General features: G+C 65.1%; 15 protein-coding genes and 1 tRNA gene. 9 read left to right on the forward strand and 7 right to left on the reverse strand.

Going from position 1 to position 12,422, the window contains the following annotated elements:
- Window positions 1-25: 25 nt before the first annotated feature.
- The 4 genes from KQ303_RS09465 to KQ303_RS09480 all read left to right on the forward strand — a co-directional run bounded on the left by KQ303_RS09465 (window position 26) and on the right by KQ303_RS09480 (window position 2,960).
- Entirely contained in the window at window positions 26-1,183 is a 1,158-nt protein-coding gene (locus KQ303_RS09465) for a DNA-processing protein DprA (protein WP_259730074.1), read from the forward strand.
- 64 nt (window positions 1,184-1,247) lie between these two features.
- Window positions 1,248-2,165 (forward strand): peptide chain release factor N(5)-glutamine methyltransferase, encoded by a 918-nt coding sequence (prmC, locus tag KQ303_RS09470; RefSeq protein ID WP_259730075.1) that lies wholly within the window; start codon window positions 1,248-1,250, stop codon window positions 2,163-2,165.
- Complete coding sequence (locus KQ303_RS09475) at window positions 2,165-2,794, forward strand: L-threonylcarbamoyladenylate synthase (protein WP_259730076.1); 630 nt, start codon at window positions 2,165-2,167, stop codon at window positions 2,792-2,794. The genes prmC and KQ303_RS09475 overlap by 1 nt, the downstream gene beginning before the upstream one ends.
- Before the next feature lie 7 nt (window positions 2,795-2,801).
- The gene (locus KQ303_RS09480; RefSeq protein ID WP_198948317.1) at window positions 2,802-2,960 is read left to right on the forward strand and encodes a hypothetical protein; all 159 of its coding nucleotides are present in this window, start codon (window positions 2,802-2,804) and stop codon (window positions 2,958-2,960) included.
- Window positions 2,961-3,154: 194 nt separating this feature from the next.
- Here KQ303_RS09480 and KQ303_RS09485 read toward each other — a convergent pair.
- From KQ303_RS09485 to minD, 4 genes are all read right to left on the reverse strand, one after another.
- Window positions 3,155-3,226 (reverse strand) — tRNA-Thr (locus tag KQ303_RS09485).
- 11 nt (window positions 3,227-3,237) lie between these two features.
- A complete protein-coding gene (locus tag KQ303_RS09490) occupies window positions 3,238-3,456 on the reverse strand; it encodes a response regulator transcription factor (RefSeq protein ID WP_399233369.1) in 219 nt (72 codons plus the stop codon).
- Between the two features lie 129 nt (window positions 3,457-3,585).
- A complete protein-coding gene (gene minE, locus KQ303_RS09495) occupies window positions 3,586-3,891 on the reverse strand; it encodes a cell division topological specificity factor MinE (protein ID WP_094514062.1) in 306 nt (101 codons plus the stop codon).
- 6 nt (window positions 3,892-3,897) lie between these two features.
- The gene (gene minD, locus KQ303_RS09500) at window positions 3,898-4,716 is read right to left on the reverse strand and encodes a septum site-determining protein MinD (protein WP_094514061.1); all 819 of its coding nucleotides are present in this window, start codon (window positions 4,714-4,716) and stop codon (window positions 3,898-3,900) included.
- Window positions 4,717-4,838: 122 nt separating this feature from the next.
- Between minD and KQ303_RS09505 the strand changes: the two genes are divergently transcribed.
- Genes KQ303_RS09505 through KQ303_RS09515 form a run of 3 tightly spaced genes read left to right on the forward strand, consistent with a single transcriptional unit; the run spans window position 4,839 to window position 7,035 of the window.
- Window positions 4,839-5,837 (forward strand): phospholipase D-like domain-containing protein, encoded by a 999-nt coding sequence (locus KQ303_RS09505; protein WP_259730078.1) that lies wholly within the window; start codon window positions 4,839-4,841, stop codon window positions 5,835-5,837.
- Window positions 5,837-6,439 (forward strand): chromate transporter, encoded by a 603-nt coding sequence (locus KQ303_RS09510; RefSeq protein ID WP_259730079.1) that lies wholly within the window; start codon window positions 5,837-5,839, stop codon window positions 6,437-6,439. The genes KQ303_RS09505 and KQ303_RS09510 overlap by 1 nt, the downstream gene beginning before the upstream one ends.
- An 8-nt stretch (window positions 6,440-6,447) precedes the next feature.
- Entirely contained in the window at window positions 6,448-7,035 is a 588-nt protein-coding gene (locus tag KQ303_RS09515) for a chromate transporter (RefSeq protein WP_259730080.1), read from the forward strand.
- A gap of 73 nt (window positions 7,036-7,108) precedes the next feature.
- Here KQ303_RS09515 and minC read toward each other — a convergent pair whose 3' ends face one another.
- From minC to ctpZ, 3 genes are read right to left on the reverse strand one after another with little or no spacing between them, the layout of a single operon-like run.
- Window positions 7,109-7,831 carry a septum site-determining protein MinC gene (gene minC / locus KQ303_RS09520; RefSeq protein ID WP_259730081.1) on the reverse strand — a complete coding sequence of 241 codons (723 nt, stop codon included), beginning with the start codon at window positions 7,829-7,831 and terminating at the stop codon, window positions 7,109-7,111.
- A 23-nt stretch (window positions 7,832-7,854) separates the two neighbouring features.
- Complete coding sequence (locus KQ303_RS09525) at window positions 7,855-9,126, reverse strand: HD domain-containing protein (protein ID WP_259730082.1); 1,272 nt, start codon at window positions 9,124-9,126, stop codon at window positions 7,855-7,857.
- On the reverse strand, window positions 9,127-10,311 hold the full coding sequence (gene ctpZ / locus KQ303_RS09530) for a carboxyl-terminal processing protease CtpZ (RefSeq protein ID WP_259730083.1): 1,185 nt from the start codon (window positions 10,309-10,311) through the stop codon (window positions 9,127-9,129).
- Window positions 10,312-10,404: 93 nt separating this feature from the next.
- Between ctpZ and petB the strand changes: the two genes are divergently transcribed.
- Both petB and petD read left to right on the forward strand, forming a co-directional pair.
- Window positions 10,405-11,079, forward strand: a complete 675-nt coding sequence (gene petB / locus KQ303_RS09535; RefSeq protein WP_094514048.1) for a cytochrome b6 — start codon at window positions 10,405-10,407, stop codon at window positions 11,077-11,079.
- 59 nt (window positions 11,080-11,138) lie between these two features.
- Window positions 11,139-11,621: a cytochrome b6-f complex subunit IV gene (gene petD / locus KQ303_RS09540; RefSeq protein WP_094514044.1), complete on the forward strand. Its 483-nt coding sequence runs from the start codon at window positions 11,139-11,141 to the stop codon at window positions 11,619-11,621.
- The last annotated feature ends 801 nt before the right edge of the window (window positions 11,622-12,422 follow it).

The raw sequence follows: 12,422 nt of genomic DNA on the forward strand, positions 1-12,422 counted from the left end.
CGTTTCTGGCAATCCCACGTCTGAGATGGGGCTGCCATGGCCAGAGCGGCGTCGGCGGTGGTGGTTGCTCTGGGCTGGCTGCCCGGGTCTGGGAATCCGGCGGCTGGAGGGGCTGGAGCAGCGGTTCGGCTCTCTGGAAGAGGCCTGGAAGGTGCCGGCCGCGGATCTTGCCGCTGTGCAGGGGTTGGGTGCAGGGTTGCGGGCCGCTGTGGAGGCCTATCGGCAGCGGCACGGCGCCGATCCGGTCGCCGCCGGCAAGCCGGCGCCGGCGGCGATGTGCCGGGTGCTGCTTCCCGGGGATCCCGCCAACCCGCGGGCGTTCACTGCCCTGGAACGGCCACCCCTGGCGATCTACTGGCAGGGGCAGGGCGCCTTATGGCCGGTGCTGCGCCGCCGCGAGGCAGTGGCTGTGGTGGGCACCCGCAACCCCTCCCTGCACGGTCTGGCGATGGCGGAGGCCGTGGGTGCTGCCCTTGCCGCGGCAGGCTGGCCTGTGGTGAGCGGCCTCGCCGATGGCATCGATGCCGCCGCCCATCGAGGGTGTCTGGCTCAGGATGGCAAGCCAGTGGCGGTGCTCGGCACGCCGCTAAGGCGGGCTTATCCCCGCCATCACGGGCCCCTTCAGCAGTTTGTGGCCGCCCGGGGGCTGCTGATCACCGAGCAACCCCCGGGCGCCTCGGTTCAGCGTGGCCATTTCGCCGCCCGCAACCGCCTGCAGGTGGCCCTAGCAAAGGCGGTGGTAGTGATCGAGTGCCCCTTCAAAAGTGGCGCTCTCCATTCCGCGGCGCTGGCCTGGGAGCAGGGTCTGCCGCTCTGGGTGGTGCCGGCCGATGCGGCCAAGGTGTCTGCCCAGGGCAGCAACCGCTTGCTGCTGCAAGGTGCCACACCGTTGCTGCAGCCTGGGGATCTTGTGCACCAGCTGGGCCCCGGCCCGCTGTTGCAGGCGCAGAGCTCCGCTGAGCGGGCCACAGGTTTGCCATCTTGCCGGGTGGGGGCACTGACGTTTGTGCAGCGGAATCTGCTCGCCGCACTGGGCAGCGGGGCCTCGCTTGAGCACCTTTGCCAGTCTCTTGGAGAGCCACCAGCGCATCTCTCCAGCCTGCTTCTGGATCTGGAGTTGGCGGGGCTGATCAGCGCCGAGCCTGGGCTGTACTGGCGGCCCGCCCACGGCAGCTTTGCTTAGCCTTTCCGCATCGGCCAAACGCAGTCCCATCGCAGTTCCAGCCTCGCCACAGACGTTCTCCCCCGTGGAAACCCCATCCACAGGCTCCGCAGGGCCGATTCGGCTCAGCGGCAAGGAACTCTGGCCTTGGCGCCGCGAACAACTTCGCCTCGGCGGAGTTGCCGCAGATTTCGATTGGCTGCTGGATCTCGCCGGCGGAGTGGATGGCCGCGGCCGCCATCGCCTGCGGCTTGAGCCTGAGCTCAGCGTGGATCTGCGATGCAGCCTCGGCGAGATCGAGCGCCTCTGGCGCCGTCATCTGAGCGAGCACATCCCCCTTCAATACCTGGTGGGGTTATGCCCCTGGCGCGATCTGGAGCTCGTTGTGGGGCCCGGGGCCCTGATTCCCCGCCAGGAAACCGAATGGCTGGTGGAACTGGCCTTGGAGCATGCCGGCGCCCTCGCCCCCGGCTGGCCACGCCGCTGGGCCGATCTTGGCTGCGGTTCCGGTTGCCTGGCAGTGGCGCTGGCGCTGGCTTTCCCAGAGGCTCAGGGATGGGCAGTGGATTGCTCCCCGGAGGCGCTTCACCACACGCACAACAATCTCCAGCGCGCCCGCGTCCAAGGCCGGGTCGCACAGCTGGAAGGGTCCTGGTGGGACCCCCTGCAGGCCGTCTGGGGGCAGCTCGATCTGGTGGTCAGCAATCCCCCCTACATCCCCTCAGCCGAGGTGAGCCAGCTCGATCCCGTGGTGCGCTGGCATGAACCCCATCTCGCCCTCGATGGCGGTGCCGATGGCCTTGATGCAGTTCGCTTGATTGCCGCCGGAGCTCTCCAGGCTCTGGCCCCCGGGGGCTGGCTGCTGCTCGAGCATCACCACGACCAATCCTCCGCCGTGTGCGCTCTGCTCAGCGCGGCCGGTCTGGAAGCGGTTGTTGCCCACAAGGATCTGGAAGGGCACTTCCGCTTTGCCCAGGGCCGGCGTCCGCCCATTCCCCACTGATGGATTCGTTGCCTGCTCCTGGTTCCTCTCTGCCGCTTACCCTCGGGCCAGCGGCTCTGGCTCAGCACCTGGTCGGTGGCGGAGCAGCGGTGTTTCCCACCGACACCCTTCCCGCCCTGGCCACCCAACCACTTGTGGCCGCCCAGATCTGGCGTCTCAAGCAGCGCCCTGAAGGCAAGCCGCTCATCCTCATGGGGGCAGATCCGGAGCCGTTGTTTGCGGCGTTGCACCAACCTCTTCAGCCGTCCTGGCTGGAGATGGCGGCGCGCTGCTGGCCAGGCGCGGTCACCCTCGTGCTGCCGGCGAGCGGCCCGATCGTTGAGGCCCTGCAGCCCAGTGCGCCCAAGCAGGGAATCTCCCTGGGCCTGCGCATTCCAGCCTGTGCCCAGGCTTTGGATCTGCTGCGGCGCACCGGCCCTCTGGCCACCACAAGCGCCAACCGCTCAGGGGAGCCGCCTTGCCGCACCCCTGTCGAGGTGGCTGCGGTGTTCGGCGGGTTGCCGATCCTGGCTCCGCTGCCGTGGCCGTCGATGGAGGGCCAGGCCAGCACGGTGCTTCGCTGGCATCCGGACGATCGCTGGGAAGTGCTGCGGCGTGGGGCTGTGATGCCCATCAACGGCGCGCCATGATTCCGCCATGCTCTGGCTGATCCTGCTGATCGTGTTCCTGCTCACGGGATTCGACGCACTCCTGGAGCCGGTGCTGCGCGCCTTCACGCCGCTCCTCTCCTTGAGCGGCTGGATCTGGCTGCCGCTGATCGCTGGCGGCTGGTTGCTGGCGGGCCGGCGCTCCTGAAAGACGGCGTCGGCTCTGGGGCTTCCCCGTGTGTTGCTTGTCTTGCCTCCTGAGCCGCTGACGTCCTGCAGGGCATAGAGCAAAACAGCATCAAGCGGCAAGGAGCAATGCTGTTGCACAGCACGGGGAAGGCCGGCACGCCGCCGGAACCTGCTGGCGAGAAGGAAACAGCAGTGAGCTTGAGGGCAAAGAGAAGCCGGCTAACGGATTTGAACCGATGGCCTTCGCTTTACAAAAGCGCTGCTCTACCGCTGAGCTAAGCCGGCACGCGTTGAGCTTATCTCTCCCCCAGAGCCCACAGCAGCAGCTGGCTCCGGTTGTTGCAGCCGGTTTTTGCCAGCAAGTGCGACACGTGGCTTTCCACGGTGCGGTGGCTCAAGGTAAGGGCGGCGGCAATGCCTTTGTTGCTTCTCCCATCTTTCAACATATGCAGCACGCGCCTTTCGGCAGGGGTGAGCACGGGTGAAGTCAGTGTGGGTTCGCTGGTGGCAGGCAAGGGATCCATCGCTGAAGTGGGGCTCATGCCAGGGTTCCCACGCAACCGCAGCTTCGCCCTCGTTGCTGGCCCTGGTTCCCACTTCACTCCGGCGTAGCCCATGGCCAGCGGCTGAAGCCGCTGGCTTGCTCAGGCGGAGGCGGCAGCCGTGCCAGGCGGTGGAGGTAACGGTGTGGGGCGGGCCCGCTTGATCGGCAGGTTGGCCACCAGAGCAGTCACGCGGTCTTCGGTTTCCAGGCTCACATCGCCTTCCTCCAGATCGATTTCCACGTAGCGCGACACCACTTCAAGGATTTCACGGCGCATCTGCTCCAGCAGTTCAGGATTCAGATCACTGCGATCGTGAGCCAGCACCAGCTGCAGCCTCTGCTTGGCGGTGGCAGCGCTGGCCGGTTGACGTCCAAGCAGCTTGTCGATGAGTTCGCGGAGCGTCATCGGTGATCAGAAGATCTTGGTTTGCATCAAGCGGCCGATCTTGGCCCTCAGCCCAGGTGCTTTCTTGGTGGGATCCACCAGTGGAACGTCCTCGCCCCGCAGGCGCCTGGCCACGTTCATGTATGCCTGGCCTGCGGGGGAGCGGCTGCCATTGAGGGTGAGCGGTTCGCCGCGGTTGGTCGACACGATCACCTGCTCGTCCTCCAGCACCAGGCCCACCAGCGGCAGGGCGAGGATGTCGGTCACGTCGTCGACGGCCAGCATCTCCTGATTGGCCATCATCTTTGGCCGCACCCGGTTCAGCACCAGCTGCACCGGCTGGATTTCCCGCGTCTGCAGCAGGCCGATCACCCGGTCGGCGTCCCGCACCGCGGACACTTCCGGAGTGGTCACGATCAGGGCCTCGCGGGAGGCGGCCGCTGCATTCTTGAAGCCGTCCTCGATGCCGGCCGGGCAGTCGATCAGTACGAAATCAAAGCGCTCCTCCAGCATGGCCACGATCTTCTTCATGTCGTCGGGCGTGAGCCACTCGAGCATGCGTGGGTTGCCTGCGGGCAGCAGCGATAAATTCGGCTCCTGCTTGTGCTTCACCAGAGCCTGCTCCAGGCGGCAGGTTTCCGCGAGCACTTCCTGCGCCGTGTAGACGATCCGGTTTTCGAGGCCGAGCAGCAGATCCAGATTGCGCAGACCGAAATCGGCATCCAACACGGCGGTTCTGGCGCCTTGCTTGGCCAGGGCGATGCCGAGGTTGGCGGTGAGGGTGGTCTTGCCGACCCCCCCCTTGCCGGAGCAGATGAGGATCGTGCGGCTCGAGGCGGAGGTCACGGCGCTGCCAGGGATGCCTGCAGGTTACGTCCACTTGTGGTCGGCACCCTCCGTACCCGTTGCTGCTGCGGGCGAGACGCTCCTGAGCCCAGTAAAACGGTGCACGTGCTGTCACCTGTCCGATGCCGGATCCGCTCCCCCATTACCAGAGGCTTCTGGTCATGCCCGACGACGGCGCTGAAGCGGTGGTGGCGCTCATTGAAGAGGCCAGGGAGCAACTGCTGCTGAAGCAGTTCAAGCTGGAATCGGAAGCGGTGGAAGCGGCCTTGCTGCGGGCCCATCAACGTGGTGTGCAGGTGCGGGTGATGCTCAATCCTCACACTTCCGGCGGCGATCGTTGGAACGATGCCGCCTACCAGCGCCTGTGTGACTGGGGCATGGAGGTGAACTGGACGAGCGAAGCCTTCCCTGTGACCCACGAGAAATCGATGGTGGTGGACCGCGAACAGGCCCTCATCGCCACCTTCAACCTGAGTGACAAGTACTTCACCCAGACGCGGGACTATGGCGTGGTGAGCTGTGCCAAAGCTGTGGTGGAGCAGGTGATTGCTGGCTTCGAGGCCGACTGGAACCGCACCTTCTTCTCCCCTGATCTGGCGGTCGGCCTGCTGTGGAGCAGTCTGCACAGCCGCGGCCAGATGGCGCGGATCGTGGATGCTGCCAACAACACGCTGTGGATCCAGCATCCCAAGTTCGTGGATGCGGTGATCCTCGACCGGATCATTTCGGCCCGCGAAAGGGGGGTGAAGGTGCGCGTGCTCTGCGGAGGAAAGCACGGCATCAGTGACTGGGACATCTACGACACCTTCTCATCGCTGCGGGTGATGGAACGCTTCGGTGTGAAGGTGCGGCGGCAGAAACATCTCAAGCTGCACGCCAAGCTGATCCTCATGGATGGCATTGCCGCCCAGACCGGATCCATGAACATCGACCGCAGCGCCTTTGATCTGCGCCGGGAGTTGGGCATCGAGTGTGATGCCCCGGCCGTGGTGGAACGGCTCAAGGCCACGTTCGCAGCCGACTGGGAGCAGGCCAGCCCCTATGCCGCCCCCGACCCGCTCAATCCAAGCCTGCACGAACTGGGTGAACTCCCCCCTGATCCCCACTTCGTGCACGATTGATGCCTGCGTCTGCTCCCGAACCGCACCCGATTCCGTGCCCTGCCGGGCTGGCGCCACCCCCCGGCCTCCGTCAGCTGTTCATCGGCATGCTGCAGGTCGCGCTCTCCTCCTTTGGCGGTGGCCTTTCGGCCTGGAGCCAGCGCATCGTGGTGGAGCAGCGCCGCTGGATGTCCGACCAGGACTTCCTCACCGGCCTCACCGTGGCGCGCCTGTTCCCCGGGCCCAACCAGATCAACATGGCCGTTTACATCGGCGCCAGTTTTCACGGGCTCGTCGGAGCGCTGGTGGCTCTTGCCGGCATGTTGGTGGTGCCATTCACGCTGCTGATGCTGCTCGGCCTCGTGTATTTCCAGGTGCATGAGATCCCGGCCGTGGATCGGGTGCTGGCCGGGGTCGTTGCAGCGGCGGCCGGCATGGCCCTGTCGATGGGCTTCAAGATCCTGCACACCTACTGGCGAGATCGGGTTGCCCTGCTACTGGCTGCGCTCACCTTTGTGGCGATGGCCGTGTTCCATGTGCGGCTGATTCCGATGGTGCTGGTGGCGGGTCCACTGGCCATGGTCTGGTACTGGCCCCGCAGCAGCGCCCAGGAGCCGTTATGAGCTCGCCGTTGGTCTTGCTTTCCTGCGCGACCCCTCCCACCACTCAGCTGGGTGACTTCCTTCAACTGATCTGGACCTTCCTTTCTCTTTCGTTGTTTTCGCTGGGAGGCGGCAACACCCTGCTGGCGGAGTATCACCACATCAGTGTGGAGCAGTTCTGCTGGCTCACCGATTCCCAGTTCTCGGATATCTACGCGCTGGCGGAGGCGGCCCCGGGCCCCAGCTCAATGATTGTGGGGTTGCTGGGCATGGGGGCGGCCTGGAAGGAAGGGCCATGGATGGCGCTCGTGAGTGCCTACGCCGCTGAACTGGCCATTCTCATTCCATCCACGCTGCTGATGGTGGTCGCCTGCCTCAGCTGGAAACGCCTGGAGCATTCCCCCTGGCGGGTGGCATTTGAGCGCGGTCTTGGGCCGATCACCCTGGGCATTCTCTTCGTGGTGGGCTTCAAGATCCTCAACACGGCCAACCACGGGGTTCCGGGTTATCTCGTTTCGATTGTGGTGTGCTTCCTCATGCTGCGCACGCGCCTTTCGCCGCTGTGGTTCATGGGGGTGGCGGGCCTTTTGGGCGGGCTGGGGATCATCAACCGCTGATGAGCTGGCAGCACCGAACCAATGCCGGAACCCAGAGATTTTCAGCAGCGATAACGTGCCAGCCAAGGGATCTTCAGGCCTCCGTCACCGGCCAGAACGGTTCCGCCGGATCGATCCGAATGCTTCCTGCCACCAGCGTGGCCTGCTCGCAGAAGCCCAGCGGTGGTTGATCTTCGGGCCCGCGGGCCACGGCATCTGCGATCCGCAACTGCAGAGGCCGCAGGTGCAAGGCCACGATCCTGGCGTTTGCATCCCCTTCGCAGCCCGCATGGGCAATGCCCCGCAGCCGTCCCCACACGAGCACATGACCCGCGGCGCGTACACGGGCGCCCGGATTCACATCCCCCAGCACCAGCAGCGATCCCCCCACCTCCACGTGGTCCCCGGCGCGCAGCGTGCCGCGATGCAGGCTGAGTCCGTCGCTGCCGGGCAGCCCTGCGACGGTGCCGCTCGCCTGGCTGTCGCTGTTCCCCGCCGCGCCTGACCCCTCTTCCGAGCTGCGGCTGGAGACAACGGCAAGTCCGATCGCCGCCGCCGCCACCAGCGTTTCCTCGCACCGCCCCTCCACCCTGCAAAGCTTCAGGCCATGGCTGCGGAACAACCGCTGGAGCTCGCGCAGCTGCGGCAGATCCAGCTGCCAGGTTCCGCTCTGCAGCACCACCGGCCCCTGCGGTGGTCTGTGCCCCAGAGCGAGGCGCACGTTCTGAAAGGCAGTGGCTGCTCCGTCAGGGGAGGCCGGCAGCAGCATCTGATGGGCGAGGCCGGGCGCTGAAGCCGCAATCAGAACGGCAGCCATCGGTGCGGGCGAAGGAGGACAACTTACCCAGGGGGTCTCGATTCAGCCGATCGCTGCCGGAGCGCTTGCCTCAGCTGCTGGTTGACCTCAGCCGGATGGATCAGCCAACACAGCTCCACCGGTTTGACCAGGCTGCTCACCAATGGCGATCGCTCCTCTAGCGCTTCGAGCGTGTGACCGTCCCATAGCCGCAGCCCACCTTTGTATGGGTGATACCCACGGCTCTGGCGCTGATCGAGCCCGCAACACACCCGTGGTTCGAGGCCGGCGGCGGCAGCGTGGCGCTGGGCCAGTGCCAGCAGCTCCAACCGGCCCTGCGCTGGCAGGGCGCTCACGTCAAGGGCCTTCAACAGCCTGCGCTCCAGCAGGCGAGCGCTCAGCTGCCGCAGGGGCTCAGGTCCGTCCTCGGCCCAGCGAAGCAGGTGGTACCCGGTGCGTACGTCATCGTTGGCCAGATAGGTGGAGACATCCAGCGCCGCCGGCTCCCACAGCCAGCGGGCCATGACCGCATCGGCAAACACCTGATCGGGGCGAGCGTCGCGGGCGGCCAGGATCAGCTGCCGCAGCAGCCAGTTGCAGACCACGTTGAGGCGGTGGTTGTACACGCTGCGGTGCATCAGATTGCGCACCACCAGGTAGTGCTCCACTGCCATCAGGCCTTTGGGATGGATGGCAAGGCTGCGGTCGGGGGCCAGGGTCAGGGCGGCCAGCAGGCGGTCGAGGTCCAGCTGTCCGAAGCAGGTTCCGGTGCTGTGGCTGTCCCGCAGCAGGTAGTCGAGGCGGTCACAGTCGAGCTGGCTGCTCACCAGCGCCGCGATCGAGGGATGCGGGTGGCTGCCCTCTTCCAGCAGGCTGGCCACAGCCTCGGCGGTGCCGGGAGCGAACTGCTCCATCGGGCCGCGCAGATCCGGGTGCTCGCGCACCAGCCGGGCCGACCAGCGCTCGTGCCGTAACCCATACATCTCCTCGCCCGAGTGGCTGAGCGGGCCATGGCCCACGTCGTGCAGCAAGGCCGCGGCATACAGAACGCCCTGGGCTTCGAGCAGATCGGGAGCCTGGGGAGTGAGTTCCGCCAGAGCGCGACGGACCAGATGGAGCACCCCGAGGGAATGGGTGAAGCGGCTGGATTCAGCTCCGTGAAAGGTCAGAAAGGCGGGCCCCAGCTGGCGGATGCGGCGCAGCCGTTGAAACGGCACGGTATCGACCAGTTCCATGGCCAGCGCTTCGGCTGGATTGTCACGGTTGAGGCGAATGGCCCCATGCAGGGGATCGTGATAGGTGCGGGTGCGTTTCATTCAGGCCAACTCCCCGGCGAGCCTCGCGGCCGCTTCCGCCAGCCAGGTGTCGTCCTCTCCGCCGGGGTTGAGCGGTTCCGGCTCGGGCAGGGCCTGATCGGGGGTGATGCCCAGGCTTTGGATGTCGCGGCCGCTGGGGGTCACATAGCGGGCCACGGTCACCGTGAGGCCACTGCCGTCGCCCAGCCCGATGAGTGTCTGAATCAGCCCTTTCCCGAAGGTGCGGCTACCCAACAGTTGCGAACGTCCATCGTCCTGGAGAGCCCCGGCCAGGATCTCACTGGCACTGGCTGTGCCGCCATTCACCAGCGTGAGCATCGGCCCGCGGAACAGTTGGCCGGGAGGGGCCTGCCTTTCTTCGCTCAGGCCGCTGCGGGTGCGGGTTTCCACGATCGGCTGGCCATCCAGCAAGGCTCCGGCCACGGCAACTCCGGCATCCACCAGTCCGCCGGAGTTGTTGCGCAGGTCCAGCACAAGCCCTTCCACTCCATGGCTGTCGAAGGCAGTGAGGCTGTCGCGCACCTGTTCGGGCACCTGCTCGCTGAACTGACTGATGCGCAGGTACCCAAGCCGGTGGCCCTGCGCATTGAACTCGCGCTGCCGCACGGGTTGCAGGTCAACGGTTCTGCGTTCCAGCAGCAGCAGCCGTTCCACGCCTTCGGGTGAGCGCACCAGCAGCTGAACCCGGCTTCCAGCCGGCCCTCGCAGCCGTGCCGCTGTGGCCTCCAGACCGAGTGAGGCGCAGCTTTGCCCCTCCACTTCAAGCAGGGCACTGCCGGAGCCGATGGCCGCCTCGGCAGCCGGCGAGCCATCCAGGGGCGCAATCACCACGATGGTCTGGTCGTTGCCCACCGTCCCAAGCTGCAGGCCCACCCCGCTGACGCTCCCTTTGGTGCTTGAACGAAGAGCGGCGTAGTCAGCTGGGCTGAGGAACCGGGTGTAGGGGTCACCCAGCGGGCCCAGCATGGCGGCGATGGCGTCGTAGGCCTCACCACTGCTTTCGATCCTCTGTTCAAGGGCCTGCTGGCGCAACTGGCGCCAGTGCACAGTCTCGAAGCGCTCGGGGTCCACATAGCTCTGGTTCACGAGGCGCCAGGCCTCCACCACCAGTTGCTGCGCGTCGTTGAGGGCCTGCGCGGGGGGCGGGCACCCCACCAGGATCAGGGCCAAAGAGGCCGCCGACACCAAGGCCCATGCCCTCTGTTTCAGAGGCCTGCCAGCAATCACGACCGGTCCACGGCAATCGGTAGACTCTCGCAACCCACCGTCCCCTGCTGCATGGCGAACTCGTCTCCGGCTGCCAAGTCGTCCCCTGTGTACGACTGGTTTGAGGAGCGTCTGGAGATCCAGGCGATCGCAGACGATATCTCCTCCAAATACGTGCCGCCCCACGTCAACATTTTCTATTGCCTCGGCGGCATCACCCTGGTGTGCTTTCTGATCCAGTTTGCCACCGGCTTCGCGATGACCTTCTATTACAAGCCCACCGTCGCTGAGGCTTATGCCTCGGTTCAGTACCTCATGACGGATGTCAGCTTTGGTTGGCTGATCCGCTCAGTGCATCGCTGGAGCGCCAGCATGATGGTGCTGATGCTCATTCTTCACGTGTTCCGCGTGTATCTCACCGGCGGCTTCAAGCGTCCCCGTGAGCTCACCTGGATCACCGGCGTCACCATGGCCGTCATCACAGTTTCTTTCGGGGTCACCGGCTATTCCCTCCCCTGGGATCAGGTGGGTTACTGGGCCGTCAAGATTGTTTCCGGCGTTCCTGCCGCCGTCCCAGTGGTTGGCGACTTCATGGTTGAGCTGCTCCGTGGTGGTGAAAGCGTCGGTCAGTCCACCCTCACCCGCTTCTACAGCCTTCACACCTTCGTGATGCCTTGGCTGCTTGCGGTCTTCATGCTCATGCACTTCCTGATGATCCGTAAGCAAGGCATTTCCGGTCCCTTGTGATCTCTGCCTGTTTTTTGCCCCTGTTCTCTGCTTTCCGCCGCCCTCACTAGGTTCCCTCCATGCACATCCTCAAGAAGCCTGATCTGAGCGATCCCAAGCTCCGCGCCAAGCTCGCCAAGGGCATGGGGCATAACTACTACGGCGAGCCCGCCTGGCCCAACGATCTCCTCTACATCTTCCCAGTGGTGATCCTTGGCACCATCGCCTGCGTTGTTGGGCTCGCTGTCCTCGACCCAGCCATGCTGGGTGACAAAGCCGATCCATTTGCCACTCCTCTGGAAATTCTCCCCGAGTGGTACCTCTATCCCGTCTTCCAGATCCTCAGGGTTGTCCCCAACAAGCTGCTCGGCATCGCTCTTCAAACAATGGTGCCCCTCGGCTTGATGCTCATTCCTTTTATTGAGAGCTTCAACAAGTTCCAGAACCCCTTCCGCCGCCCTGTGGCCATGGGGGCCTTCCTTTTTGGTACCGCGTTCACGATTTACCTGGGCATCGGTGCCGCCATGCCGATCGACAAATCCCTCACCCTTGGTCTGTTCTGAACCTCTTCCGAGCTCAGCTAATACTTCTCCGCCGCGGCACCAGCCGCGGCTTTTTTATGGGAGAACGGTCCGCTGGCAGGTCCTGGGCCTTCTTCTGTCTTGAGGCAGGCCAGCAGCTGCTATCGCCTCTGTTGCCTCGGTTTTGCTCTGGCCTGGGCAAGCTTGGTTTGGCCTCTCGGTAGCGCGTCTGTAGCCGAAAGCCACACTCTGCTGTTCAAAGGCCTCCCAGGGGCAGAGGTCCGGTTGAGGCTAAGGGTGCTCACAGCTTTGAACGCACCTTCCTGAGCACACTGGCCCTCCGTATGGCTGAGGGCTTCTGGGCCTTATCCGTCCGTCGCGTTCACCAAGCCGGCCGCTGGGTGGTGAGAAGCGGAGTAGCGGAGCGGATTGGAAGCTGGAATGCGATGGGGCTTGGAACGGCTACGTCCGAAGAGCTTGTGCTCGGCCTCTGGTGCGAACCGGCTTCTCTCAGCTCTGCCAGGAGGGGCTGCGCTGGAGAGGTCTGAGCGGAGTCGTTGCCTTCTTGTGGCACCTGCTGTCTTCTCTCGTGGCTTCATGCGCGGCCAGCGCAACCGTGAGCCAGGGAGCCGCGTGACTGTTGCATAAGTTCATAGTGGACGGTTCGGCTCGTTTCGCAGTGGCTCTTGATGCTCGTTGAGAGCAGTGGCTGCAACGCAGTCCCACCCCTCTAGTAGCTGGCGAAAGCCTTGCGAGCACAGACTTTCCCGTGCTTGCGGCGAGCAATAGCGAGCAGCTGGCACGCTTCGCGCCATGGGCGGAGGCATTGGTTGAAGCGGGGGG

The organism is Synechococcus sp. CS-1333 (assembly GCF_025128015.1).
In the GTDB taxonomy this organism is placed as follows: domain Bacteria; phylum Cyanobacteriota; class Cyanobacteriia; order PCC-6307; family Cyanobiaceae; genus MW101C3.